This is a genomic window from Campylobacter sp. MIT 12-5580 (assembly GCF_005406235.1).
Lineage (GTDB): Bacteria > Campylobacterota > Campylobacteria > Campylobacterales > Campylobacteraceae > Campylobacter_D.
The window spans coordinates 1-25,548 of record NZ_NXLK01000003.1 but is presented as its reverse complement, the minus strand read 5'-3'; the positions used below and the strand labels follow the sequence as shown (position 1 = coordinate 25,548).

Here is a 25,548-nt window from a genome sequence, read left to right as displayed (position 1 = left end):
TTGATTATAATTTAAATTTTAAAACAAGGAGTAAAAATGCCAAATTTAGATTCTATACAAAAAACAGCGATAAAAGATATGGGCGAAGCAAAACTAAAAATAGTCGCTATGCCAAGTGATACAAACCCAGCCGGCAATATCTTTGGGGGCTGGATCATGTCGCAAATCGACCTTGCTGGAACGGTTGCAGCAAGAGAACTTGCACCTGAGCGAACTGTAACTATATCTATGGATAGAGTTGTATTTAAGCAACCTGTGTATGTAGGCGATATAGTGTGTTGTTATGCAAAAGTGATTAAAGCTGGAAACACTTCTATCACTGTTGAAGTCGAAGTAATTGCTGATCGAGTAAGCGAAGAGGGCTTTACTATGTGTGTGCCAGTAACTTCAGCCATCGTTACTTATGTAAGCGTAACAAAAGATGGAAAGAAAAAGCCAATAGAACCCGAGCTTAAAAGACTTCACGGCTTTGCTTGAAAAGATAAATCATGCAAGAAGCTTTGATTAAAACTATAGCTATGCCAAGCGATATTGACAAAGAAGGCAAGATCAGCGCAGGTTGGGTAAGCAAACAACTTGATCTTGCTGCTGGCGTGGCTGTTAAAGAGCTTACCGGGCAAAGAAGTGTAACTATAGCGATGAATAACATTCATTTCAAAGAGCCGATTTTGGTAGGTGATTATGTTTTGTGCTTTGCAAGGATTACAAAACTTGGTAAAAGTTCGATCAAAATTCAGCTTCACATAGACTTAAAAAGGCTGGATACTCAAGGCTTTAGCCTCAAAAAAGAAGTTATAAGCGCTGAAGCGACTTTTGTAAGTCTTGATAAAAATGGAAAAAAAATCGATCTTAGCCTTTTAGATAAAGAAAAACAAGGCTGTTTTTAGCTCTTTTTTAAGAGCTAAATTTAAACTTAAATAAATAAAGAATTTACACTTTCATTATGATATACGCGACGAATTACCTCGCCAAAAATAGGAGCTACGCTTAAGACTTTGATTTTGGATAACTCCTCGCGTAAAGGTATAGTATCAGTTACAACAAGCTCATCAAGGCTATCTTTAGCTATCCTTTCATAAGCTAAGCCACTAAGCACAGCGTGAGTGCAACATGCCATCACAGATTTTGCTCCATTTTGTTTAAAGGCTTCAGCAGCTTTAGTGATAGATCCAGCTGTATCGATGATATCATCAACTAAAATGACTTCTTTATCCTTAACATCACCGATGATATTCATCACTTCGCTTTCATTTGCTTTTTCGCGACGTTTATCAACGATAACAAGATCAAGCCCCAAACTTTTAGCTACACTCCTAGCTCGTGCTACGCCACCAATATCTGGACTTGCGATGATAGGATTTTTAAAATGTTTTCCTTGTATGTATTGGCTAAACACTATACTTCCATATAAATTATCCACAGGAATATCAAAAAAGCCTTGAATTTGTCCTGCGTGAAGATCAATAGTAGCGACTCTGTTAATACCAGCCGTTTGCATTAAATTAGCAACAAGCTTAGCCGTGATAGGCACTCTAGGCATAGCTTTTCTATCTTGTCTTGCATAGCCAAAATAAGGAATAATAGCCGTGATAGAACTTGCGCTTGATCTTTTTAATGCATCTGTGAGTATAAGCATTTCCATGAGATTATCGTTTGTTGGTGCGCAAGTACTTTGTATGATAAAGACATCTTTACCACGCACACTTTCATCGATTTGTATGCTAATCTCGCCATCACTAAAGCGTTTTACGCCGGCATTGCTAATGGGTAAAGAAAGGTATTTTGAAATTTTTTTTGCAAATTCTATATTCGCTGAACCAGAAAAAATTTTATAACCACGCATGATAAGCCTTTTGTGTCAAATTCAAAAAATAATTATAACCAAAAATAACTAATACGCACAAAAAACAAAAATGCTAAAACGCATAAGCTGTTTTTTTCTCATAATACCTTACCAAGCTTGAAAGTGCAAAACAGATCACAAAATACACCCCAGCAACCAAAGCAATCATAGCTAGAATTTGATCAAAGCTTTTAAGCTGAGCAAGCAGTATTTTTGACTGGTAAGTAAGCTCTGCGATTTGAAGTCCAGCCAAAAAAGAAGTATCCTTAATCGTCGTTACAACTTGGGAAAGCATAGAAGGAATAACCTTGCGAAAGGTTTGAGGCAAGATGATATAAAAAAGCGTAAAAAAGGTGCTAAAGCCTTGAGAATACGCTGCCTCAAACTGCCCTTTTGGGATAGAGTTTAGCCCTCCACGAATGATTTCAGCCATAACCGAGCTTGTATAAAGTGAAAAGCCTATAGTCCCCCAAAAAGCACTTGCATAGCTTGCACTGATAAAGCTTGGCAAGCTAAAGAAATTTGGCAAAACAAAAACAGCAGCAAGCATCCACAAAAGCAAGGGTGAATTTCTAAATACTTCTATATAAAAAGTCGCAAGGCTTTTGGTGAAACGATCGCCATAATTGCGAATGATAGCCAAAAAAGTGCCAAGTGCTATAGAAATCACACAAGTTGCAAAAGCAATAATAAGTGTTAAAACAAGCCCATGTCCTAAAAAGGCAAAATTTTGTGCATTAAAAACATTTTCCATTTTTTTCCTTTATTTTAGCCTTGCTTTACCTTGCAAGATGAGCTTTTTTGAGCCTATCCTCATAAGCTTTGGCAAAATACGCCAAAGGATAGCACACTATAAAATACAAAAACGCCGCAAAAATATATGCTGGAGCATAGTTGAGATTTTCTCCTGCATAAATATCAGCTTGATACATAAGCTCTCCACCTGCTACGATAAGTAAAACTGAGGTATTTTTAATCAAATTTACCATTTGATTGGTCAGTGGAGGCAGGATAATCTTAATGGTTTGAGGCACGATGATATAACGCATTTGCTGTATATAAGTAAAACCTTGAGAGCTCGCTGCTTCAAATTGTCCTTTTGGCACAGCTTGTATGCCACTTCGCACCACTTCACTCACATAAGCACCATGATACGCACCCACGCCTAAAACACCGACTAAAAAGATATCTAAATGAATGCCAAGTGGAGGCAAGGCAAAATATAAGAAAAAAATTTGTATCACAAGGGGTGTGTTTTGAAAAATCTCCACATACACTCTTGTATAGGCTTTAAGGAATTTATTTTTACTTGTAGCCATAACTCCGCCTATAGTGCCAAAAATAAGGGCTATAGCAAGAGCTAAAACACTCACTGAAAGCGTATAAGCAAAACCACTTAAAAAGCGATCGCTATGATTTAAAGCGTCAATAAATTTCCATAATGCAAGCGGATTTGAACTATTTTCATCATAAATATTTAAAGAGATGAAAAGGTTCTCAAGCCACTTGACAAAGCCTATATTTTCACTCATTCAGCAAGTTTCCATTTCTTTGCGAGCTCTTCAAAAAGGGCTGTATTTTTACCTACAAATTCATCAACAAAACCTGCAAGATCGCTATTGCTTTTTTTGCTCACTATGCCGTATTCTTGAGGAGCAAAATTATCTGGTAAAATTTCACTTTTTTCATCAACATAACCAAGCAAGATTGATTTATCAACACTAAAAGCATCAACTCTTTTTGCATCAAGGGCTGCTTTTATGCTTGGATAATCAGGAAATTCGCTAAAACTCACACTTACTCCAGCTGCTTTTGCACCCTCATCAAGTGCTTTTCTTGAAGTAGCAGCTTGAGCAACGCCTATATTTGCACCATTCATATCAGCTATGCTTTTATAGCCTTTTTCTTTAAGCACTAAAAGTCCTACAGAGTCCTTATAATAAGGTGTAGAGAAGTTAAATGCCTTTTTTCTTTCCTCAGTTATAGTAAAGGTAGCAATGACAAGATCAACAGAGCCATTATCAAGAGCTGGACCTCTAGTTTTTGCATTTACTGGAATGAGTTTGATTTTATTTTCATCGCCTAAAAGCTCTTTGGCTAAAGCTTTTGCAACATCAACTTCAAAGCCTTCTATCTGCCCTGTGGCTTGATTTAAAAGGGCAAAATGAGGCACATCATTTTTCACACCAACTATAAGCTCTCCCCTACTCTTTATAGCTTCAAGAGCCCCAGAACCTTTGCTTTCTTGTGAATTATTTGATCCACAAGCTATGAATGCAAGGGCAAGGCTTGCAACTGCTACAATTTTCTTTAAATTCATTCTTTCTCCTTTGTTTGAATTTTAATGATTAAGAATTTTTCCTAAAAATTCTTTAGCTCTTTGAGTTTTTGGGTTTTCAAAAAAGCTAGATGGGATATTTTCTTCAACTATGGCTCCATCTTCCATAAAGATTATCCTATCAGCTACTTCTTTTGCAAAGCCCATTTCATGGGTAACTACTACCATAGTAGTATTGCTTTGATGAGAAATTTCACGCATAACATCTAAAACTTCTTGTATAGTTTCTGGATCAAGAGCTGAAGTTGGCTCATCAAAAAGTATGTAAGGCTTTTGCGTGCAAAGGCTTCTTGCTATAGCAACGCGCTGTTGTTGTCCGCCTGAAAGTGTAGCTGGATAGACTTTTGCCTTATCCACTAAACCTACGACTTTAAGGTATTTATAGGCTATTTCTTCGGCTTCTTTTCTACTCTTTTTTTGAAGTTTTATAGGGGCTAAGGTTAAGTTTTCAAGCACGCTCATATGAGGGTAGAGATTAAAATGCTGAAACACCATAGCACAATACTTTCTACAAATTTGAGTTTTTGTTTTAGGGGTAAGTTTAATCCCACCTACAAAAACTTCCCCAGAACTTACTTCCTCAAGTCCATTCATACAGCGAATAGTTGTTGATTTACCAGAGCCAGAAGGTCCTATGATAACGAGTTTTTCGCCATCTTTTATACTTAAATTGATATCTTTTAAGACTTGATGGGAGCCGTAAAATTTATTGACATGTTTAAGTTCGATCAAAATAAAGCCTTTATTGTTAAAATCTTAAATTTAATAAATAAAAAATTATATGATATTTTTTTTAAAAAAAACTGAATTCATAAAAAAATTCAGCCAATCTAAAAATTTTACTCAATTTCTTACATAATAAGTCCCACCTCGCGGAGCAAAAACCTTAGTAAAATACTCACTTTCTGGTATAAGATCAGAATTTCCTACATATAACCTAGCATTTGCATTACTAATCTTATAAAAGCGGTGCATAAGATTAAGTCTTGATTCATAATCAAAATAAATCATCATATTTCTTGAAAGTATCACATCAAATTTACCAAGCTTTAAAAATGTATCCTCAAAAACGTTACAAAGCTCGAAACGGCACCGACAAAGTTCGCTTTTTTTAATCGAATAAATACCATTTTCTGCAGTAAAAAAACGCTTTTTCTCACTCTCGCCCAAACGATCAAGACTTCTTCCTCTATACTGCCCAAGCTTTGCTTTTACAATCATCTTATCACTTAAATCTATACCTGTAATATGCACATCTTTAACCGAATTTAAAGCCGCAAGTATAGCCAAAGAATATACCTCCTCGCCACTTGAGCAAGGTGCGCTTAAAACGCTAGTTGGCTTATCAAGACTTTTTAGATAATACACCACTTCCTTAAGCTGGGTAAGTTCTCTATAAAAATAAGTCTCATTGACTGAGATAAAATCAAGCGTTTTTTGCTTTAAGCTTTTATCATAATGCAAGCGCAATAAAAAGTCCTTAAAACTAGTTATTTTTAACTCTTTTAAAAAACTATTAAGTTTGATATTCAAGCTACTTTTTTTCTCACTTAGGTCTATACCACTCATTTCGTTGATAATCTTGATAAAATTAAAAAGTTCAGCTTCGCTTATGCTGATAATTTCATTTTTCATATAATGAATGCCCCCCCCCCATGACGACATATGTTATTCTTGGTTTTTAACGAATTTAGTCAATTCGTTTTTAATCTCAAGCAAACTCATTTGCTTAAGCTCTGGGTTAAGTTGCTTTGCTTTTTTTGGCATGCCATATACTACACTATCTTTTTCATTTTCACACAGACATTTTACACCGACTTGATATAAGTCAAACAAGCCCTTAGCTCCATCATCTCCCATGCCTGTTAAAAGAACTGCTATGATTTTATTTGTTTTTGATAAATCTAAAGCTGATTTGAAAAGCAAATCAACATTAGGCTTGAAATTCGTGCATTCTTCACTAAAATTTAAAAAGATATTCAAAGCTCCACTTAAGATAGTATTTTGCTGACAAATATAAATTTTGCCATTTTGCAAAGCTTCTTTATCATTTGCCATAACGACTTCAGCAAGAGCTTCTTTGTTAAACTGCTTCACAAAAGAAGGGATAAAATTTACACTCATATGCTGAGCGATTACGACGCAAGTATCTTTAAGTTCCATATCTTTAAGTAAAAATTTAAGTTGATTTGGACCACCTGTTGAAGAGCCTATAAGTATAATTTTCATAAGTTTAAGCTTCCTTCACAATCAATATTGATTTTAAAAGTTTAAAAAATTAAAAGTGATATTGTAGCATAAAAGCCATAATTTCAACCAAAAAATATAATTTTTCATCAAAACTGCGAAAAATAATCCCAAGTAACCTTAAGTATAGTTGCACCAACGACGATTAAGAAGAGCTTTTTGATAAAAGCGCCTTGCGTTTTAAGCACTAATTTAGAGCCTAAAAATGCCCCCACAATCTGAGCAAAACCCATTAAAAATCCTACAAGCCAAAGCACCTCATAATGCCACAAAAAAATCGCCAAAGCAACGATATTGCTTGAGAAATTAAGAATTTTTGTATTAATGCTTGCATTTTTCATATCATAGCCTAAAAAAGCCACACAAGCAAAGATCCAAAACGAACCTGTGCCAGGTCCTAAAAATCCATCATAAAAACCTAAAGTAAGTCCACAAAGCACATGAAAAATTTTGATATTTTTGATCTTAGCCTTGCTTTTGTGCTTGCCTAAATTTGGGCGTAAAAGAGTGTAAAGAAAAGTAAGGCTTAAAAAGATAAGAATGATGAGTTTAAGGTGCTTGTCATTTACCAGCAAGACTATATACGCTCCAAGTCCTGCTCCAAGTCCGGTAAAAACAACGCCCCAAGCCAAATGCTTCATCGTCCTTGCCTTAAAATAAGTCAGCGTCGCCGTAAAAGAGCCAAAAACACTTTGAAGCTTATTTGTAGCCAAAGATAAATGCGCTGGTATGCCACTTGCAAGCAAAGCTGGCAAAGTAATAAGCCCACCACCACCAACTATAGCATCGATAAAACCAGCAAACAAAGCGATAAAAAACAAAATCACATAATACACGCCCGCAAGCTCGAACACATTTTCCACACTCTATCCTTTTTAGACGCATTATAACTAAAAATACCAATATAGATATAAAATAAACAACTAAAATGATTCACTGCTTATTTTATAAAGAAGTTTTGCAATGCTTGGCTTCCTTTTATGATAATAAACTAGCTTATGCTAAACTGAGCAATCAAGGTATCTGTTGCTCCTAAGCTTGCTAGAGTGTCCTCATAGGCTCTTTGTAAAAGCTCGTTATCCAAAAAATGCCCCCATTTTTTCTGACCAGCTGGCAAATTATTACCAAGCCAATATAAAGTGTTTGAAAGAGGATATCTTTGTATGCATTTGATAAAATCAATCCTTAAATTTGCTTTTTGTGCAAGTTTTTTCAAGGTATGTGGGTTATAAAGATAAAGATGAGGACTCCAGTAAGTAAATTCACTAAAAGCCTTATTTTTATAGATGGTAAGCAAAGCATCATCAGCATTTGGAACTTCTATGATCAATTTGCCATTATCATGAAGTAAAGAAACAAGTTGTTTTAAAATATCAATAGGTTCTTTTAAATGTTCTATAACATGAAAGGCAGTTATAATATCATAATGCCCCCCCCCCTTACATTCGTCTAGGCTTCTTAATAAAGGGATATTGTGTTTTTCATAGATAGGCTTCACTTGCTCTTCAAGCTCCACACCTGTAATTGATTTTGCAAATTTTTGAGCTTGAAGCAAAAAACCAGCATAGCCACTACCAAAATCAAGAACATTTTTACCTATAATTTTATCAAGCAAAAAATCAAGTCTTGCCTTATTAAACAGATACATATCATTGACAAAATCCGTTCTTTCTGTAAGTTTATAAATCTCAGCCTGATTATGCATATTGCCCTCAGCATAGAATTTCTCATCAGTATTTTGAGTATCTAAAAAAACTAAACCGCATTCATTGCATTCTAAAATTTCAATGTTTGGGTTATCCCTTACCTTTCCTTCTCTTTTGTGGTGATTTGCGCTCCCACATAAATAACATTTCATTGTTTCTCCTTATGTATATTTTTTTTGTATAAAAACTCGGCCATTTCAAAATCTATAGGTTCATCTATATCAATGCCTTCTATTTTGTCAATTGTCAATAAATATAGATGAAATCCAACTATCCTCCTTTCTTGTTCCATAAATTTTCTTGGAAATATATGAACAGCATAATTAAGTGCAAGTATATTTGGCAAATCCTGACTTCTTAGCTTATGATTTTCATCATAATTTGTACTTTTACCCTTGTAATATATAAAAAGTTTTGCATTACTTGTGTAGCTAAACTATCGTAATTTGAACCTAAAGAGTGATAAGTATCAATAGCTCTTATAATAGTTTCATCTTTAATAAGAGGATTAGTGCAATCTGCAAAAACTATTGTGTCGCAATCAATATTTTGTGCATAGTTTTCATAAATTTCTTCATTTGGCGTCAATGAAAGAGCAAAATACTCATCTCGCTTTACAGTTTCTACGCCTAGTTTGTGAGCGATCTCTAGCATTTCATCGCAATTTGAATTTACGACTATACCATCAAGAGCTTTAATTCTTAACATTTGTTTGATTTTTATTTCAAGTAAAGAGCTACCTGCAAAAGGTTTTATATTTTTATTTTTAACTCTTTCAGAGCCTGAACGAACAGGTATTAATGCCTTTATTATCATCTTAAGCACCCCTTTGAATGCTTGATGAAAGTTCAAATATAAAGAAGGCATTAGTTAAAAGCCCCCCCCCCAATCAAGTTTTTATTGCTTAAAAGCATATATTCAGCCATGGTAAAATCCTCCTTGTAGTCTATATCCATACCTTTTATTTTGTCTATTTCATAAAAATAAGGTCTATCGCCTATGCGATCATTTTTATTTTTATAAATTTCAGCATTTGCGATAAAAATAGCACTATTGATTTCATAAATAATCTCAGTATCTTGTGTAGATGGCCATTTTTTAATACTTCTATCATAATTTATAGGATTATGTTTATTCCAAAAAAACCCATGTAAAGCAGTTACGCTCATCAAAGAATCACAACCCTTGTCCTTATTTGCAAAATAAGCAGCAATAGCTTCATCATAATCTTTAGCTGTAAAAAATGGAGAAGTTGTATGTGTCCATAAAATTTCTCCTTCTTGTATGAGTTCATAAGCATGATTTATGAGTTCATCTAAAATTATTTCATTTGATGATAGATATTCACTTCTTTTGTGGATAAATATCTTTTTATTTTTTAGACTTTTTGCAAAATCTAAAACAACTTCATCATTTGAACTAAGATAAATTGTATCTACACTTTGAGCATTTAAAAGCTGGTGTAATTTTATTTGCAAAAGTCCAAAATCAAAATTTCCAAAAGTTCGTGTATTTTTGTTTAAAATTCTTTGTGAGCCTTTTCGGCAAGGCAAGAATACACTTATTTTTTCTTTATTATTCATTTTCATACAAGTGGCTCCTTATTTTCAATTATATCTTCAAACATACTTGGAGTAACAAATGAAATTTTAATTTTTTCCTTAAGCAAACTCAGTGCATTTTGCATAAGCGTATTTTGCTCCTTAATATTTTCAAGTGTTACTTGAACATCATATTCATCATAACTATAATTTTCTTCTACAAATTTATATCCATCAAGTCCAGCAAACTCGGTACTTTTAAAACCTTGTGAAATGAGCAAATTTAATATTATTACACTTACATTTGAGAAAAACTCAGCTCCAATAAATGCAAGCTTTGCAAAATCTATAATACCTCCTAATTCCTCATTAGGAGTGTGTGTTTTGAGATTATTAGTGATGAGTGTTTTATGGGGTTTTAAGAAAGTACTAAATGCATCATAACGTTTTTGATTGCTAAAAAAATAGTAATCACAAGGAAAGTTTGAAAGATGATTAAGAGCTATTACGCAATATTCTTTGCTTTGTATTTTTTTATATATAAGTTCTTTGTATTCTTCAGTGCTTTTGCCTGGAGCAATAAGTAAAATTTTCTTATCTTGTGGTAAATAAAAAGGTTGCTTAATAGGCGCGGCAGATTCTAGCAAAAAATCTATATAAAGTTTTTGGATTAAATTCTTATCAAAACTTGATTTTTTGGATTCTGGAATTTTTTCTAAAATTTGTTTTAAAATACTTACATTATTTGTATTTTTCCTTGTAAGATAACTTGCATAATTTGGATGTAAATTTAATGAAGCAGAAAGGTATTGCGAGGGAGAAAATCCCCAAGAATGCTTTGACATAAGAGTTTGTAAAAGGTTATCAATAATTTCTAAAAGTGGCATTATGTTATAATGTCTTTCTAATTCTTTATTGCAAAAATCAGCGATAAGTTCAGTATTTAGATTACCAGCACCACGTCCTATACCATAAATACTAGAATCTATAATAAGTTCCCTTTTAAGATTTTGCGAGCAAAGAAAAATCGCATTTGAAAAAGCAAGTTGCATATTATTATGAGAATGATAACCTAGGGAAATGTTTTTATCAAGATTATTATCAGCAAGGATAAAATAACGCATAAATTCTTTCAAATTCATTGATCCAAAACTATCAACGAGGTAAAAAGCGTATGGATTTAGCTTATTAACCTCCTCAATCATATGTAAAAATTCTAAATCACTATAGCGTTTTGTTATCATTGGTTGAAAAAATACTTTATAATTAAGTTTTTTTAGACTTTTTGCTTGAATAAGAGCAGTTTGCAAGTTTTCTTTGTGAAAGGCTAGTCTTATACCATCAATTATAGACTTATCTCTTTTAGGAAGGGAGCTTATATCAAAGTCTCCTAAATTTATCATTACAACTTTTTGAATTTTTGGCGAAAGTTCTTGAGTAAAATATTTTAATGTTTGCAAATTTTGAAAAAGTGTGCAATCATGTGTTTTTGTAGTTTTGTTGCTAAGATAGCCACATTCAATAATGTCAATTTTTGCAAGATTTAGAGCATTGAGAATTTTGACAATATGAGAATCTTTAAATTCCCAATTATTAATATAGCCACCATCACGCAAGGTACAATCTAGAATTTTTACACTTGGTCTCATTTCTTATTTATCATCCTTTTCTATACTTCTTTTTATTTGTCGTATATTTAACTTAAAAAAATCACTTACTTTATTTAACTAATACTCAAATTTCTTATTTATAAACTCAGCCTTTAGTCTTTTTGCCTCAAAATAAAACCAGATATAGCCTCCCTTATACCAAGTCTTATCAGCATACATGAGTGCTGATCCTAGCTTATAAGTAAAGCATTCTTTTTCTTTTAAAGCTTCTTTGTAATCTGGATAAGTTTCAAGAGCAGGAAGTTTTAAGCTTGGATCGTTTATGATGACTTTTTGATATTTTTCATTATGAAATTTATGTTGTGTTTTGATATAGCTTAATACAAAAGGTATTTTTACATAACCAAAGAAAGACTTTGAACAAGTAATTAAAGCTTGTCCTAGCTTGTAAGCTAAGTGATTGCGAATTCTATCTTTTGCTTTTCCTCTTTGAACTTGATGGTTTAGGATATGAAGTTGATCTTGGGTATTTTGATCTTGCATAGTAGTGTTTAAAGCACTGATCTTTTTTTCGAGTTCAGTATAAAGAGCTACATTTTCAAGTGAAATATCTATCTTTGTTTTTTGTTCAAGTTCATATTGTTTAGCTGTAAGTTCAACTGGAGGAACTTTAAGTCTATGCATAATGAGTTTATTGCCTTTGCCATCAACTCCATTTTTATAGCCTTTAAGCTTATCATCTTTGGCTAGCTCTTCTAAGACTTCAGCTGTGAGATTGTAGAGGTGTTGGGGTGGGATGTGGAAACTATTCCAGTGAAAAAAGGGGCTAGACTCTACAATCAAAACATATTTTTCGCTGACACTTTTTGAATTTTGCGACCATAACATTCTTTTATCACCATAATAATATACGCTTGGTTTATTGCATAAAAAAGTTGGCACAATTGTAGCTGTTCCACCTTCACATACTACCATATCACAATCATCGCAAAAACAAATCTTACTTCTGTAATCATATCCTACTAGGGATTTAAAGACTATGAGTGTTGAGTTTTTATTGCTATTTGAGTTTAAAGCATTGCTTGAAGTATCATTATTTGAGTTAATAGTATTTGGATTAAAAAACAAACTAAGCTTTTTAAATTCTTCACTTTGTTCTTGCTCTAAGTTTTGTAATTCATCAACATCATAAATGAAAGATTCACAATGCCCCCCCCCCGTGCATAAATTTACTTTATTGTCTTTGGCATAATAAAACTCATTTGAGTTATTGTTTAAATTTGTATGTTGTTTTATCACATCATTATTAAGCTCATCTAAACTTAGATCATATTTCAAGTTAGCAAAAGCTTCTTTAGTGGCTTTTATTACTTGATGAAATAAAACTTTATTTTCTGGAAAATCCACTCTTTGTCCATCATAAGCCGTCATACCATCTACATAGACTTTGATTGTTTTAAAATATTTACTGAGGTTTTTAAGAATCAAAGCTACACCTTTGATTTGTTCTAACCATGCTCTTTTTTCTCCGGGTAAGCCTAACCAGAGAATCAAATCATAGTTAAAACTATCTTTTTTGACTATTTTTTCACGATCTTGAATAGACTCTGCATATACTTCTTTTAAACATAGACCCATAAACATAGGTATAGCCGATGGATAGAAGAGAACAAAGTCTTTTATTTTAGATTTTGCGATAGATTTGAGTTGTTTGGGAGTAAAAAAAGAATGCGTAGATTCTACTAATTTATTGTTTGGATCCAAATGCTGTATAACATACATTTTCTCAGAAAAAAAATGCCATGGACGAGTATTTTTTAAAGTAAATGCAAAAGCAATATCGTGATGATATAAATTTATAATATTTTCCTTAGCAAAGCGTATCATCATTAACTTAGCCCAGGTTAGTGCAGTGTTATCATTCCATGGTTCTTTTATCACAAATATTCTTTTTTCTACTACAATAGCATTTATACAATGAGTAGCCTGTAGCCATAAGCATGGATATTTATTCTCTTTGTCAATTAAAAATACATAATTTTCTAACAAGGGTTCTTTACTAGAAAAAACCGCTCTTAAAACCACATCATTATACAAAGGATGTTTGATTTCAAAATATTCTTGCTTTACCTTTTCATTCCAAAAATTCACAAGCCCATCTATATCATTATTATTCTGCATTCTTGTTATTTGTGCTATTTCACAATCATATTTTTCAAATTCATATTCTTGTATTGTGAAATTTGCTTGCCAATCTTTAAGTTCATTTAAAAAATCTTGTATTGCTTCACTCATTATTTGCCCTTTTTATTGTGCTAATATTTGATATCCTAGTATTTTTGCCCATTGCAAATCCTTACCGCATTCAACAACATTAGCATTACCCACTAAAGAAAGAAGTGGAATATCACTTACACAATCACTATAAGCATATGAATTTTTTAAATCATATTTTTTTAAATCAAGCATTTGATCAAGCTTGTAAAGTTTTCTTTCTTGCATAGTATGAATCCCATCTATATTTCCTGTTAGTTTTTCATCTATAGTTTCCAAAGCTACTGCTACAACATGCTCGATATTATAAATTTTGGCAAATTCTTTAATATATATCTCAAGCCCTCCAGAGACTATTGCTATGGTGTGTCCATTATCTTGATGATAGAAAAGTTTTTGTAAGATATTTCGATTTAACTTGGGCAAAACTTCTTCATAAATAAAATGTCTAGCAAGCTTTTTAGCCTCACTAATAGGAAAATCTATCAAATGCTCATATCGCGGGTATATCATTCCTTTTTCTTGATATTCTTTTCTTCTTTTCATATTTTTTTCTTCCGTATAGTTTGGATTTAAAGCACCTGCCATAGGAAGATAGCTATCAAGTGTTTGAAAATTTGGTAAAGTTTCACAAAAATCAAATAAAGCTAAAATCTTTTTATCCATAATATACACCTTTTAGTTTTTATAAAAACAAATCTTTCATTGCATTTGATATAATTTCATTTTCTTCATATGTTCTACTTGCAATTCTTACGAATTCGCCATCTAAACCTATTTTGTCATTACAAGTTCGAGTATATATGCCGTATTTAACAAGCATTTTTGTAACAAAATCAGCACTCGTACTTTTATCAAGCAATTCAACTAAAGCAAAATTACTCATGCTTGGATATACTTTTATAGCTTGAATTTTCGAAAGATTGTTGTAAAACACTTGGGTTTGGCTAATGTATTTTTTTCTTATTTTTTCATATTCTTGTAAAAAATATTTTTGGACATAAAGCCTAAAAAAATACTCGCTCAATCCAGAAGAGTTCCATAAATAGCCATTATGAAGCAATGAAGCAACTTTATCCTTGCTCATTATGCCATAGCCTGATCTAATCCCTGCTATACCAAAATCTTTTGACATACTTTTTATAATGATGAGATTTGGAAATTCTTTAAAAAGTTGCTCGGTTTGAACAAGATCATATTGCTTGTTTTCATAAGCAAAGTGTATAAAGGATTCATCAAGTATAATATTTGATAAGTGCTTGAGTTCTGTAAGTATATATCTTAAATTTTCATAATTAATATATCCACCATCTGGGTTGTTTGGATTAATGATTACAATACTATCAGCCTTGCTATCTTTAACAAATTTTATATATCGCTCAATATCTAAGGCATATTGTTTTTCCTTTAAGAGTTGGAAGTAAAGCACTTGCGTATCAGCTCTTACAAATTCGTAATATGATGAAAATGTAGGGATATTTACGATTAATTTTTTCCCAACAAAATTATGCAAAACAGCTTGAATGATTTCTATAGCGCCATTACCTATAAAAATATTTTCAGCATCTATGTTTAGATATTGGGCAATAACATCTGCAATAACACTATTTTGAGAAGGATAAAACTCCAAAACATCTCTTAATTTGCCACTATCAATCAAATCCTTTTTGAGATAATTTAAAAAAAGTTCTGTTGCATAAGGATTAGATAAAAAACAAGCATCAACTTTGATTTGCAATTCTGGTAGTTTTTGGGCTATAGTAAAAATGCTTGGACTATGACTTCCAGAAGATTCTTTTAGTCTTTTAATCTTTGCAGCAAGTCTTTTTTCTTGCTCGTTAAGCTCTATCATTACAATTTCTTTCAATAATAAAAGCGTGAAAATAATTGATTTTTTCACGAAAAATATAGCTAACAAGGTAAGTTTCCTCCTTGTTGAGTTATAAATTCTTGTATCTTTTGAGCAACTAATCCCATCTGCTTTCTTGTTCCTATACTAATACGGCAATGATTTGCAATGATGTGAGAATAATTGCGTATAAAAATACCATCTCGTTCCAAGTAATTCACGAAAAGAGTCGTATTCTCATTTCTCATCAAAACAAAATTAGTTACGGATCCATGGGCAAGCCCCCCCCCCATAACTAAGTCCATACTAGTTATAAATTCCTTTCTTGCTAGTTTTACTTCATTAATATAATTTTGAGTGTATTCTAAGTCATTTAAAGCTGCTATAGCTGCTACTTGTGCTAAGGCATTAACATTTTTTGGGTTTCTTAATTTATTTAAAGCTAAAATATTTTCACTATGAGAAATAACATAGCCTATTCTAAGTCCAGCTAAAGCAAAGGCTTTAGAAAAAGTTCTTGTTATAATGATGTTTTTATATTGTTGAACCAAATCCTGCATACTAGTGCCATAAAATTCATAATAAGCTTCATCAATAATAAAAAGCACTTGTTCAAAATCTTGTAGTAATTTTGTTAATTTTTCTTTATCATAAGCTTTTCCAGTAGGATTATTAGGATTGCAAATATAAACACACTTTATATTGTTTGTGATTATGAATTTATTAAGAAGTTCAAAATTAAGTTCAAAATCTGCATCTAGCATAAAGGGTAAAGTTTTTATTCCTATACCCTGCGCTCTGGCTCTAAAATTATCATAAGTTGGGCTTATTATGGCTATTTTATCACTATTTTCTAAAAAAACAGAAAGAATAAACTCATGAGCCGCATCAGAACTTGCAAAAGTTTGTATATTTTCAATGCTTACTCTGCAGTATTTTGCCAAAGATTCTAGCAATGAAATATTGTTGGTATTTGGATACCAATTTAAAAAATTATCTTTTAAAAAAGATTGAATTGCTTGAAAAACTTTTGGCGATGGTGGTATTGTGGCTTCGTTCCAATCAAGCTTTAAAACACCTTTTTTGTTTTCTATATCCCATACTTTATGAGGGATTGAAACATAAGGTGAAAGTTCTTGAATATTTTTATTTGCTTTCATCAATTAGCCTTTTAAATTTCCATAAATCTCCAAGTTTTTTATCCCATTCATTTGGGATAATTCTTTCGCCTGCTGCACCCGGAGTAAAAGTAAGCTCTCCTATATAAATTTTATTTGCATTTTGATACAGATCAACCCTTACATAATCAAATGGTTTAGCAAGTTTTAAAGAAAGATTTAGCATTGTTTCAAGAGCTTGTGGTTTATTGGGGATTTTTGTGATTTTGGAATTATCATAAGTTATGCCAAATGGAGCCAAATTCCAAGCACTATCAAGCATTGCTCTTTGATAATTATCAAATCGATCTGTTGTAACTTGAAAAAAATTATTTTTCATATCATCCTGATCGAAAATATGAATTTTATAAGTATCTGCTGGCTTATCATTATTTAACAATAATTCTTCAGCTAAAATTCTTGGCTCTATATCTTTATATTGCCATTCCCTTGCAAAATCATAATAATTTCTATTTAAATGCCATTGAAGTTTTTTTAGAGACTGAGTAAGTTTTTCTACATCTCTTAAGAATTCTTTTTTATTTTCTACTATCACCACTCCACCGCTATCATGATTGGTTTTTAAAACAAAGCTGTTTGGAAGTTGTTCAAAGTCTATATCATAAGCATTTTTATAAATTCCATATAGCTTTGGCAAATATTTACACTCATTGGTTCTAAATAGCAAGGTTTCTAAAGAATCAATGGGTTCAAAAAGAGGGGAATTTGATGAAAAAATATGAACATCACTAGCCAAAAATGTCTTTTGTTCTTGCTCTAAAGTAGCTGCTATATAAATCCTTGCTTTTATTTTATCAGCCAAAGCTATATATACTGGACTTCTATCATAAAGCATCCTTGAGATAATTTTTTCATTAAAGGTTTGAGGCAATTTAAAATTAGGAATATAGCCAAAAATTTGCTTATGTCTTTGAGTAAGAAAAAGCTCATCATCTTTTAAACTAAACTCTTTTTGTGTCCTGATATTGTTTTCAACAAAACTATGTTTAGATAAGGAGGCATTTTTATGTTCTTTGCTAGACTGAATAAGGGCAAAAGGTAAAGATATATAACCGATAATACCTTTCTTATGGGCATTTAAAATCAAAGAGCCTATTTTATAAGAAAGATGATTTTTAACCTTCAAAGCTTCTTCATAATCTGCATATACTTCTAATGGTGGTAAAGGTATTGCATGATTTTGCTTTTTATATCTTTGGTATTCCTTTATCGTTTTAATAAGAGAATATGGAAGAATTATACATTTCATAGGGCTTTTAACACCTTTAATAAGCGTAGAGCCAAGTCTATATGAAAGCTGATCTTTTATCCTTTGAACTGCACCTTCATGTACTTTGTATTCAAAAGAATAATGTTCAAGAACAGAATCTTTTACGGCATTAACTAAAATATCTGTATAAAATGGCAATTTTCTCGCACATTCCCACCATTTAAAAAAGAAAGGATTTAAGCATGCATTAAGTTGCCAAGCTTTTCCTAGATTAAAATGAATGATAACTGGATTTTCTTTTGCTATTTTAAGTTCGTTTAAATCATCAAACTCAACTCTTTCTCCAATTTCAATTCTAGAAAGCTGAAGATTGTATTTAAAATGAATAAAACGGATATTTTTATTTAAAACGGCATTTATTAAAAATTGATCAGCTAGAACAAAAACATCTTTGTGAAGTAAGGAAAATTCTTTTAGTCTTTCATCTATTTTTTCATCACGCCATTTTTTTGCATTAAATAAAAGCATTCCTGAATTATAGTGTCTTGATTCGGGTTGCAGGTGCATCATCTCTTTATACCTAAAATACTTCCAAGCATCATCAACAACACCAAGATAATACTGCGAAATATCCAAATTATAAAGTTCCCACAAACTATCAAGCACTACAGAATCATAATCCAAATAAATAACTCGATCCAAATGCGGTAAAAGCCAAGGTATAGCCAAACGATAATACGCATTAATAGGCATATTTTTTCTTTGAGTAGTACTTTTATACAATTCAAAATCACTAGAATTTACCTTTAAAAAAGTTAAGGTAGAATGCTTTGTGTTTAAAAAATCCAAACAAGCCGTATTTGTCTCCTTAAAACCTTCATCTATAATAAAATAAAAATGAATAAAATCTTTTTCATTTTTATTCTCTAAAACAGAAAGCATAGAAACAGCACATTTTTTTATAGAGCTTTGTTTTTTGTCACACATATAAACAATATGCACTTCACGTCTTTGATCTTGTGCTAAATCTTCAAAATCAAAATAAAAATTGTCAAAATGAGCTAGATAAGAAAAGCTATCATGAGATGAAAGTAAGAATTTAGAAATATCTAAATTCTTATCTGCAATATATAAATTAAACATAAATTTAAAAAGACAGAGCTCGTAAAATGGTGTTTTTTTGGCGTATTGCCACCATGATGAATCAAGATTGTTATCATTTATATTGTAATCTAAATTTGAAAGTTTTGTTTGTATTGCAAAATTTGTCGTGTTAGTAATATGTTTTTGATAAATTGAAAATACATCCTCTTCTAATATAAAATTATGGCTTAGATACATAAAATCTTTATATTCTGTGTTTAAATATGATAAAAAATTCTTCTTCAAACTTATATTGTGACTTATAAACACTCTTAGTGAAAGATTATTTTTACCATTTTGCATATTTAAAAACATTTGCCAATATCTCAATGGAAAGCAATTTGAAAATACTATTATGTCAAGAATTTTTTCTTTATCGCCAAAATTTTCAACAATACTTTGAATTGTTACCGCCAACTCAAGTATTTCATCATTATTAACAAAAAAGACTAAAGTTATAGAATCAGAAGCAATTTTTCTTACAAAAAAATTATTTTTTAAATCATCGATATACCTAATATTTACATTTTGCATTTTTATTTTTTTCTCCACTTATTTTTGTGATTTTTTATAACTACTAGCAACTCAAATGGCATTTTGATAAGCCCCCCCCCCCAGCGATTATTATAAGCCTTAATTAAGGTTTGTCCTAATTTGTAGGAAAGATGTTCTTTTACTTCTTTTTTTATGGATTCTACACTACGCTCATAATTGTTCGTTTCAAATGCGACAATACGATTTTCAAGTTGCTGTATTTTATTTCCTATTGTCTTGCTATAAATTTCTAATGCATTGTTTGTAATCTCGTTATATATTTTTTGCAATTCTTTATTAAATATAGGGGTTTCAAGTGCTTCAAACCACCATTTATCATAATATTCATAATGTAAAGGTTGGCAATTTACAACTAAGCTGGCATAAAACGATACCCATGGTTTTACTATAAGCCCCATACCTGTAAGATGAGCTATTTTAATATTTTTATAAGCTTGCTTTGCTCTATCTACACTTATTGTAGTAAAAGCAATACTGCCAATATAGTTAAACATGATAGCAAAATTATATTCCAAAGGCATTTCCATAAAATTTTCATGATTGATTGCCACATTAAGAACAAATTCATCTGGCGATGTTGATAAATAATAGTTTTTTATAAAGTTAAAACATACTTCTTCAATTTGTTTTTTTCTCCATCGTTCTAAGTTCATAAGCATAAAACCGGAATTAAAATATTTTCCCATATAAACTAATCTTTCTTTATCTTTTTTTATAGGATCAAAATGTATGGTAATGTCATTCGTATAATAGACAACTCCGCCAATCTTTTCTTGCAAATCAATTGTAAATAGCTCTCTAATATCACAAGAAACTAGCATATCCACATCTAAATAAAGGCAAGTCTTTATTTCAGATAAAATAGATGCAATTCTTAAGCGATAATAAGTTGCAAGGTTATTAATCGCTGGACCAGTTCTAGAACAATCTTTAAAAAATCTATCATCAATTAAATGAATAACAAACTTACAAGGATATGAATAGCAATCATTAAGTGATTGTTCTAGTTGTTCTATTTTTTTTTGATTTTCTTGACTTATATTGTCAATTAAAATATGAAATACATATCCTTCTTCTTTATCTTCTTCATTTAAAGAGTTATAATGCAATTTAGTATATTTTTCTATTTCGCAACTACATCCATTTTGCTTAAAAAATTCTTCAAATTTTTTATTTGAATTAGTATTTTTTACTATGCTTGTTGCTAAAACAGCTGCATACTTAAGATAACCTTCGTCTGTATTAAATACTATGTGAAACATTTTTTCTCCTATATTTTTTCTTTATGCTATAAATATCCCAGAATAAAAATTTGATAAGCCCCCCCCCCCATCGGTTATTGTAAGCTTTAATTAAAGCTTGCCCTAATTGATAGGAGAGCTGCTCTTTAATTTTTAAAGATTCGTTATAATCAGCATAATCTTCTAATTTTGGTAATTTTAAATTTGAATTTAAATCTAAGTCTTGTTTGTGTCTTTCTTTTATATAACTTAGTACATAAAGCATTCTTATATAACCCAATATACTTTTTGAATTGAAAATCATAGCAGCACCTAATTTATAAGCCAAATGGCTTTTAACACGATCCTTAGCCCCTAATATTTTTTCATTACTTGTCATTACTTGTTGGGAATTAATAGGCACCAATCGCAACATTTTGCAATACTCTGCTATTATTCCTTCATATTTTTTAATAGGAGGTATAATCCAGTTAAAATTGTATTCATTGAGAATTTCAATATTTTCATTTCTTAGTTCATCTAAACTCGGACACTGAGTATAAAAATTTCCATTATTCTTTGCGACAAAGACTGCAATCAAATTGAGATATGAAAGTTTATTTGAATTAGGATGATAACTCCATGCCGAGATAAAATATTCTGTGGTTTCTTCTTTTTGATTATAATAAAGTAATGTATTTTCGTCGATTTGAAAATTACTTTTGTGAATTTCTAAAACATTATTTAAAAAATTACTTTCTTTGACAATAAGACTGTCTTTATTGCACAAAGTCATACTAGAATAATTTAATCCTCCTTCTACTCCATGTGCATTTTTTATTCCGCCATTCCATGTATGTATAGCAATTGGATAATAATTTTTGAATTTTAAAGGAAATTTTAATTTTACAGTTTCGTCTATTTTGCAAACCCTTTCTTCATACATTGAATTTTTAAGAGTATCTATAGTTAAGCTCCCTTCCACAACAATCATATCCTGCGCACTAACAATATCAAATTGAGGATTATCATTATATAAATTTTTATCTTTTCTAGGATATTTAAAATCCTTTATATGCTTAACTATGTTTTCGCCAAGCTCCCTTGTAATAAAATTAAATTGATGGATATTATCCATAGTTTCTATAGTAATTTGATTATTATCGTAGTAAAATTGTAAATCAATGATATTAAATCCATATTGTTTACATAGCTTTCTATGAATATTGTTTATAGCTTGCTCATTGAGTGGAAAAAGTATAACTAATACTTTTTTATTTAAAAAATAAAGTTCTTTATAAAACCAGTTTAAATTTCTAAAAATAATATTAAAAGGAATTGCTTCACGAGAATTATGAAAAGAACCAATTTCATTTTGATTGCTCTCGGTAATAATTAAATCTGCATTATTTATAATATCCTTGTTTTTAAGTCTCTTTAATTCGTAAAAATTTTGAATAGAAGTTGTCGAGCCAACAGCCAAATTGCTCAATTTAATATTGTTTTGTTTAAGTCCTTTTTGTAGTCCATCAACAATGATAGAATTACTCCCACCCAACAATACAATATTTTTTATACCACTCATTATCTATTTTTTCCCTGCTTATTTTTGTGATTTTTTATAATTGTTAGCAACTCAAATGGCATTTTGATAAGCCCCCCCCCAGCGGTTATTGTAAGCTTTGATTAAAGCTTGTCCTAATTTGTAAGAAAGATGTTCTTTAATTTTTAAACTATTGCTAAATTCTATTTGTTGTTTTAAATATTCTTGTCTTTGGTTTTCACTTTCTCTAAACCACTTTTCTTGTATTTTCACAATTTCTTCAAAAGCTTCAACATATTTCATTCCGTAGTGCCTTAAAATATGTTGCTTAAATATCTCTAAATCATCGATATTTGGCATATATACCCAAGGTATTGTTAAAGCCTTAAAAAAAGTTAATAAATTTATATGCTCTAGCTGACCATCAGCTAGCATACAAGATCCAACATTTTGAAAAAAAGGTCTATTAAAGGAATCACAAGGAAGGGTTTTTTCTCCTTTAAATAAAAGATAGAGCAAATTACATACAATTCCTTGCTTGTTATACCACACATGAAACATTAAATCATCCATGCAAATTACTGCATTTTTAGATAGATATGGTAATATCATTAAAAAATCAAGCAATTCTCCAGGAAGACTATGCGCAGTATCTAAAATCACAAAATCAATATCTTTGCCAATTTCATCAAGATGTTTAGCAACTAATCCAGGAGTATATAAATTCCAGTATTTTCTTAAATGAGGAACTAATTCATCAACCAAAAAACCAGATAATCTAGGATTTTTCATCATATTTAAATCATTTAAATCTCTATAATAAAATGTGCTAAAATCTACAGAGTGTAATCTTACTTCATCTAAGAGTTCATTTTCTTCTAGATACTTCAACACCAAAACACTATTTGCTCCAGCAGCAATACCAAGTTCTAAAATTTTTTTAGGTTTATACCTTTGAATCTCTTTAATAATAAATTCTCTTTGACTAATATGCATTTCAGAATACTGTGATAAAATTGTTTCACTCATCTACTGCCTCCTTGTTTTTATTAAAATCATTGATTATTCTACGAATCTTAAATAAGAAAGTAAAAGGATTTTTAATGAGGGCATTTCCCAACATATAAGATAAATGTTTTTTTACTTTTAAGCTCTCTTTGTAATCCTTATAATCATCAAGTTTTGGAAGTTTTAGATTGTGATTTACTCTTATTAGCGATTCGTAACGGGCTCTATCTTTCTTATATTGGAAAGCTAATCCAATTAGAACAAAAGGAAGCAATATAATCTTTATTATATTTTTAGAATTTATCATAGCATACCCCAATTTGTATGATAATTGAGATTTTACTCTTTCTACGGCTCCACAAGGTTTGCCCCCTCGCACATTATAAAACAATATCTCCTCATAAAAAGGAGTTTGTCTTGCATAATGCCACCAAATATCAGCTTTTAACAAATGAGGATGAGACCACGGCTTTACACTATCGCAGTAGTGTATAATATATGGATCATTTAAGGCTTCATTGTATTCAAGAAGCGTATTATGAGGCAAGACATTGTCACAATTTTCTCGAAGTACTTTTACATGCCATGCACAATTCCACTTAAGAGATAGAAATTTAACTTTACCTTCAAATACAGCATTAAAAACATCTTGATCAACAGTTGGGGGATTTTTGAGTCTTTTTAAGCATTCAAGACATTTTTGAACAAAATTTTGTTTTATGCACTCTGGTATATTATAAAGCAACAATCCAGCCTGAAAATAATTAAGAGGGTTTTTCATTTGCATTTTTGTTTGAACAAAATTTAAGTAAAAATCATCTTTTTTATTTTTGTAAAGATTTAAATAATAAGACATGCCAATTTCTTTAGTCGCTGCAAAAACATAATTTGTTATATCAGTTTCATAAAGTTTGCTAATATCTTTTAAAACTATCATATCGCAGTCAAGATAAATAAGTTTTTCATAAGCACTAAAAAGAGAAGGAACAAAAAACCTATAATAAGTAGCTTCGCTAAAATGCGAATCACCTGTATAAAATTGTTGATTGTGAGCAAATTCGGAAATGTCAATAAAACGAATACTGACATTATCTTGTTTTAGAAATGAAATTTTACTTCTTGTATCTTTATTTAAATTTGAGTGCAATATGCATATATCATAACAGTAACTTGGAGAAGAATTTTTGATTATTGAATATATGCAAACTCCTAAATAGTTTATATAATTTGAATCAATAGAAAATACTATAGGTATATTATTTTTTTGAAAAGCTGGAGTAACTTGTCTGTAAATATTTGTATTATGAATTTGAGATAATGGATATTTTTTTATTTTTAACTCATTTTTATGTTTTGTCACAAAAACTCCAAAAAAACGCTCCGCAATGAAAGCTAAAATTCTTTGGGATTGAAAAGACATTAATTGATTATCTAGATTAATTTGTTGATAAATTTTAAAAATTATTTTAAAAATAAACTCACAATATTCAAAGAACAGCTGTCGTGTCATAATAAAACTATTAAACCAAATATGATAATTAGATTTTAAATATTCATTTAAAGCATCACTATAATCCGGATACTCTTGATGAAGAATTTGAATAGATTTATCCCAAATTGAAAAATCCATACAATAATGGGAATCCTCTAAATCTTTAAATTGCTCATAAACACTTTTTTCATATTTATAAAGAGTTGGATGAACCAAATCACAACCTGCTATAACTCCATGAATTATACTTGGTTTCAGTCCTATTGCACTTATATAATCTTTATCTGGAAAATCAAAATTTAAGCTATACTCAGAAGAAAATTCTTTTTCTCCTTCAGCAAAAATAAAATGCCTCCTATAGTGCATAAACCCAATATAACCAGGATTACCCAACTTATCATAGTTTTTCCAAGCCCAGTAAATTCCAGTAAGTTCGCAAAAATATCTATTAAGATGAGAAATATTTTCTCCTGTATCATCTCCTATCATATTTTCACACATCCACTCATAATCTTCTTTAGACATTTCTCCATCTTTAGAAGACTGCGTAGCTAAAGCTCTACCTAAGTGTATAGGAGTAAGAATTTCATCTTTAAGCAAAACGGCTGGTTTGTGATAGCCTACTAGGATTTTTATTTTTGTATTGGGGTTTGAATGGCTAAAACTAGCTTTATCTTCAATATCTTGAAGTGAATTTTCCCTTTTGTATTGAAAATCAGCATTTTCAAACTACAAAATGGCTTGTAAATGATAATGGAAGTTGTTCAGTGGCTATTTTATTGACTTTTTGT

Annotated in this window: 24 protein-coding genes; 2 read left to right on the top strand and 22 right to left on the bottom strand. The window is 30.8% G+C overall.

Annotated elements, in window-relative coordinates; translation table 11 throughout:
* Nucleotides 1-69: 69 nt before the first annotated feature.
* The gene (locus tag CQA38_RS03725; RefSeq protein WP_137632893.1) at nucleotides 70-477 is read left to right on the top strand and encodes an acyl-CoA thioesterase; all 408 of its coding nucleotides are present in this window, start codon (nucleotides 70-72) and stop codon (nucleotides 475-477) included.
* Between the two features lie 11 nt (nucleotides 478-488).
* Nucleotides 489-887, top strand: coding sequence for a hotdog domain-containing protein (locus CQA38_RS03720; protein ID WP_137632655.1), 399 nt, complete (start codon nucleotides 489-491; stop codon nucleotides 885-887).
* Nucleotides 888-913: 26 nt separating this feature from the next.
* Here the strand turns inward: CQA38_RS03720 and CQA38_RS03715 are convergent, their stop codons facing one another.
* The 22 genes from CQA38_RS03715 to CQA38_RS03610 form a co-directional block, all read right to left on the bottom strand.
* The gene (locus CQA38_RS03715) at nucleotides 914-1,843 is read right to left on the bottom strand and encodes a ribose-phosphate pyrophosphokinase (RefSeq protein WP_137632654.1); all 930 of its coding nucleotides are present in this window, start codon (nucleotides 1,841-1,843) and stop codon (nucleotides 914-916) included.
* 73 nt (nucleotides 1,844-1,916) lie between these two features.
* Nucleotides 1,917-2,597: an amino acid ABC transporter permease gene (locus CQA38_RS03710; RefSeq protein WP_137632653.1), complete on the bottom strand. Its 681-nt coding sequence runs from the start codon at nucleotides 2,595-2,597 to the stop codon at nucleotides 1,917-1,919.
* Nucleotides 2,598-2,622: 25 nt separating this feature from the next.
* A complete protein-coding gene (locus tag CQA38_RS03705; protein ID WP_137632652.1) occupies nucleotides 2,623-3,375 on the bottom strand; it encodes an amino acid ABC transporter permease in 753 nt (250 codons plus the stop codon).
* Nucleotides 3,372-4,163: a transporter substrate-binding domain-containing protein gene (locus CQA38_RS03700; RefSeq protein ID WP_137632651.1), complete on the bottom strand. Its 792-nt coding sequence runs from the start codon at nucleotides 4,161-4,163 to the stop codon at nucleotides 3,372-3,374. Before CQA38_RS03700 ends, CQA38_RS03705 begins: the two co-directional genes overlap by 4 nt.
* A 21-nt stretch (nucleotides 4,164-4,184) precedes the next feature.
* Nucleotides 4,185-4,913, bottom strand: coding sequence for an amino acid ABC transporter ATP-binding protein (locus CQA38_RS03695; protein WP_137632650.1), 729 nt, complete (start codon nucleotides 4,911-4,913; stop codon nucleotides 4,185-4,187).
* A gap of 111 nt (nucleotides 4,914-5,024) precedes the next feature.
* Nucleotides 5,025-5,816: a CheR family methyltransferase gene (locus tag CQA38_RS03690; RefSeq protein WP_137632892.1), complete on the bottom strand. Its 792-nt coding sequence runs from the start codon at nucleotides 5,814-5,816 to the stop codon at nucleotides 5,025-5,027.
* Nucleotides 5,817-5,849: 33 nt separating this feature from the next.
* Complete coding sequence (locus tag CQA38_RS03685; protein WP_137632649.1) at nucleotides 5,850-6,410, bottom strand: chemotaxis protein CheB; 561 nt, start codon at nucleotides 6,408-6,410, stop codon at nucleotides 5,850-5,852.
* Nucleotides 6,411-6,517: 107 nt separating this feature from the next.
* Nucleotides 6,518-7,282 carry a TSUP family transporter gene (locus CQA38_RS03680; RefSeq protein WP_137632891.1) on the bottom strand — a complete coding sequence of 255 codons (765 nt, stop codon included), beginning with the start codon at nucleotides 7,280-7,282 and terminating at the stop codon, nucleotides 6,518-6,520.
* Nucleotides 7,283-7,419: 137 nt separating this feature from the next.
* The gene (locus CQA38_RS03675) at nucleotides 7,420-8,286 is read right to left on the bottom strand and encodes a class I SAM-dependent methyltransferase (RefSeq protein WP_137632648.1); all 867 of its coding nucleotides are present in this window, start codon (nucleotides 8,284-8,286) and stop codon (nucleotides 7,420-7,422) included.
* Nucleotides 8,283-8,480, bottom strand: a complete 198-nt coding sequence (locus CQA38_RS03670) for a hypothetical protein (RefSeq protein ID WP_137632647.1) — start codon at nucleotides 8,478-8,480, stop codon at nucleotides 8,283-8,285. Before CQA38_RS03670 ends, CQA38_RS03675 begins: the two co-directional genes overlap by 4 nt.
* Nucleotides 8,481-8,491: 11 nt before the next feature.
* The gene (locus tag CQA38_RS03665) at nucleotides 8,492-8,950 is read right to left on the bottom strand and encodes a hypothetical protein (RefSeq protein WP_170999465.1); all 459 of its coding nucleotides are present in this window, start codon (nucleotides 8,948-8,950) and stop codon (nucleotides 8,492-8,494) included.
* A gap of 50 nt (nucleotides 8,951-9,000) precedes the next feature.
* Nucleotides 9,001-9,723, bottom strand: a complete 723-nt coding sequence (locus CQA38_RS03660; protein WP_212741814.1) for an acylneuraminate cytidylyltransferase family protein — start codon at nucleotides 9,721-9,723, stop codon at nucleotides 9,001-9,003.
* Nucleotides 9,720-11,324, bottom strand: coding sequence for an aldolase catalytic domain-containing protein (locus CQA38_RS03655; RefSeq protein ID WP_137632645.1), 1,605 nt, complete (start codon nucleotides 11,322-11,324; stop codon nucleotides 9,720-9,722). Before CQA38_RS03655 ends, CQA38_RS03660 begins: the two co-directional genes overlap by 4 nt.
* Nucleotides 11,325-11,402: 78 nt before the next feature.
* Nucleotides 11,403-13,580, bottom strand: coding sequence for an alpha-2,3-sialyltransferase (locus tag CQA38_RS03650; protein ID WP_137632644.1), 2,178 nt, complete (start codon nucleotides 13,578-13,580; stop codon nucleotides 11,403-11,405).
* A gap of 12 nt (nucleotides 13,581-13,592) precedes the next feature.
* Nucleotides 13,593-14,225: an HAD-IB family hydrolase gene (locus CQA38_RS03645; protein ID WP_137632643.1), complete on the bottom strand. Its 633-nt coding sequence runs from the start codon at nucleotides 14,223-14,225 to the stop codon at nucleotides 13,593-13,595.
* Between the two features lie 19 nt (nucleotides 14,226-14,244).
* On the bottom strand, nucleotides 14,245-15,411 hold the full coding sequence (locus tag CQA38_RS03640; RefSeq protein WP_137632889.1) for a histidinol-phosphate transaminase: 1,167 nt from the start codon (nucleotides 15,409-15,411) through the stop codon (nucleotides 14,245-14,247).
* Between the two features lie 59 nt (nucleotides 15,412-15,470).
* Nucleotides 15,471-16,568 (bottom strand): histidinol-phosphate transaminase, encoded by a 1,098-nt coding sequence (locus tag CQA38_RS03635; RefSeq protein ID WP_137632642.1) that lies wholly within the window; start codon nucleotides 16,566-16,568, stop codon nucleotides 15,471-15,473.
* Nucleotides 16,555-19,473: an ATP-grasp fold amidoligase family protein gene (locus tag CQA38_RS03630; protein WP_137632641.1), complete on the bottom strand. Its 2,919-nt coding sequence runs from the start codon at nucleotides 19,471-19,473 to the stop codon at nucleotides 16,555-16,557. The genes CQA38_RS03635 and CQA38_RS03630 overlap by 14 nt, the downstream gene beginning before the upstream one ends.
* Nucleotides 19,474-19,475: 2 nt before the next feature.
* Nucleotides 19,476-20,756, bottom strand: a complete 1,281-nt coding sequence (locus CQA38_RS03625) for a glycosyltransferase family 8 protein (protein WP_137632640.1) — start codon at nucleotides 20,754-20,756, stop codon at nucleotides 19,476-19,478.
* On the bottom strand, nucleotides 20,737-22,299 hold the full coding sequence (locus CQA38_RS09315; RefSeq protein ID WP_212741813.1) for a hypothetical protein: 1,563 nt from the start codon (nucleotides 22,297-22,299) through the stop codon (nucleotides 20,737-20,739). The genes CQA38_RS03625 and CQA38_RS09315 overlap by 20 nt, the downstream gene beginning before the upstream one ends.
* A 51-nt stretch (nucleotides 22,300-22,350) precedes the next feature.
* Nucleotides 22,351-23,286: a class I SAM-dependent methyltransferase gene (locus tag CQA38_RS03615; RefSeq protein ID WP_137632639.1), complete on the bottom strand. Its 936-nt coding sequence runs from the start codon at nucleotides 23,284-23,286 to the stop codon at nucleotides 22,351-22,353.
* Nucleotides 23,279-25,387 (bottom strand): DUF4422 domain-containing protein, encoded by a 2,109-nt coding sequence (locus CQA38_RS03610; protein WP_283202091.1) that lies wholly within the window; start codon nucleotides 25,385-25,387, stop codon nucleotides 23,279-23,281. The genes CQA38_RS03615 and CQA38_RS03610 overlap by 8 nt, the downstream gene beginning before the upstream one ends.
* Between the last annotated feature and the right edge of the window lie 161 nt (nucleotides 25,388-25,548).

Excerpts from the sequence above, each read along its gene's own strand:
- CQA38_RS03720 (WP_137632655.1), top strand. The coding sequence starts at position 489 with ATGCAAGAAGCTTTGATTAAAACTATAGCTATGCCAAGCGATATTGAC.
- CQA38_RS03715 (WP_137632654.1), bottom strand. The coding sequence starts at position 1,843 with ATGCGTGGTTATAAAATTTTTTCTGGTTCAGCGAATATAGAATTTGCA.
- CQA38_RS03710 (WP_137632653.1), bottom strand. The coding sequence starts at position 2,597 with ATGGAAAATGTTTTTAATGCACAAAATTTTGCCTTTTTAGGACATGGG.
- CQA38_RS03705 (WP_137632652.1), bottom strand. The coding sequence starts at position 3,375 with ATGAGTGAAAATATAGGCTTTGTCAAGTGGCTTGAGAACCTTTTCATC.
- CQA38_RS03700 (WP_137632651.1), bottom strand. The coding sequence starts at position 4,163 with ATGAATTTAAAGAAAATTGTAGCAGTTGCAAGCCTTGCCCTTGCATTC.
- CQA38_RS03690 (WP_137632892.1), bottom strand. The coding sequence starts at position 5,816 with ATGAAAAATGAAATTATCAGCATAAGCGAAGCTGAACTTTTTAATTTT.
- CQA38_RS03685 (WP_137632649.1), bottom strand. The coding sequence starts at position 6,410 with ATGAAAATTATACTTATAGGCTCTTCAACAGGTGGTCCAAATCAACTT.
- CQA38_RS03675 (WP_137632648.1), bottom strand. The coding sequence starts at position 8,286 with ATGAAATGTTATTTATGTGGGAGCGCAAATCACCACAAAAGAGAAGGA.
- CQA38_RS03665 (WP_170999465.1), bottom strand. The coding sequence starts at position 8,950 with ATGATAATAAAGGCATTAATACCTGTTCGTTCAGGCTCTGAAAGAGTT.
- CQA38_RS03660 (WP_212741814.1), bottom strand. The coding sequence starts at position 9,723 with ATGAAAATGAATAATAAAGAAAAAATAAGTGTATTCTTGCCTTGCCGA.
- CQA38_RS03655 (WP_137632645.1), bottom strand. The coding sequence starts at position 11,324 with ATGAGACCAAGTGTAAAAATTCTAGATTGTACCTTGCGTGATGGTGGC.
- CQA38_RS03650 (WP_137632644.1), bottom strand. The coding sequence starts at position 13,580 with ATGAGTGAAGCAATACAAGATTTTTTAAATGAACTTAAAGATTGGCAA.
- CQA38_RS03645 (WP_137632643.1), bottom strand. The coding sequence starts at position 14,225 with ATGGATAAAAAGATTTTAGCTTTATTTGATTTTTGTGAAACTTTACCA.
- CQA38_RS03640 (WP_137632889.1), bottom strand. The coding sequence starts at position 15,411 with ATGATAGAGCTTAACGAGCAAGAAAAAAGACTTGCTGCAAAGATTAAA.
- CQA38_RS03635 (WP_137632642.1), bottom strand. The coding sequence starts at position 16,568 with ATGAAAGCAAATAAAAATATTCAAGAACTTTCACCTTATGTTTCAATC.
- CQA38_RS03630 (WP_137632641.1), bottom strand. The coding sequence starts at position 19,473 with ATGCAAAATGTAAATATTAGGTATATCGATGATTTAAAAAATAATTTT.
- CQA38_RS03625 (WP_137632640.1), bottom strand. The coding sequence starts at position 20,756 with ATGTTTCACATAGTATTTAATACAGACGAAGGTTATCTTAAGTATGCA.
- CQA38_RS09315 (WP_212741813.1), bottom strand. The coding sequence starts at position 22,299 with ATGAGTGGTATAAAAAATATTGTATTGTTGGGTGGGAGTAATTCTATC.
- CQA38_RS03615 (WP_137632639.1), bottom strand. The coding sequence starts at position 23,286 with ATGAGTGAAACAATTTTATCACAGTATTCTGAAATGCATATTAGTCAA.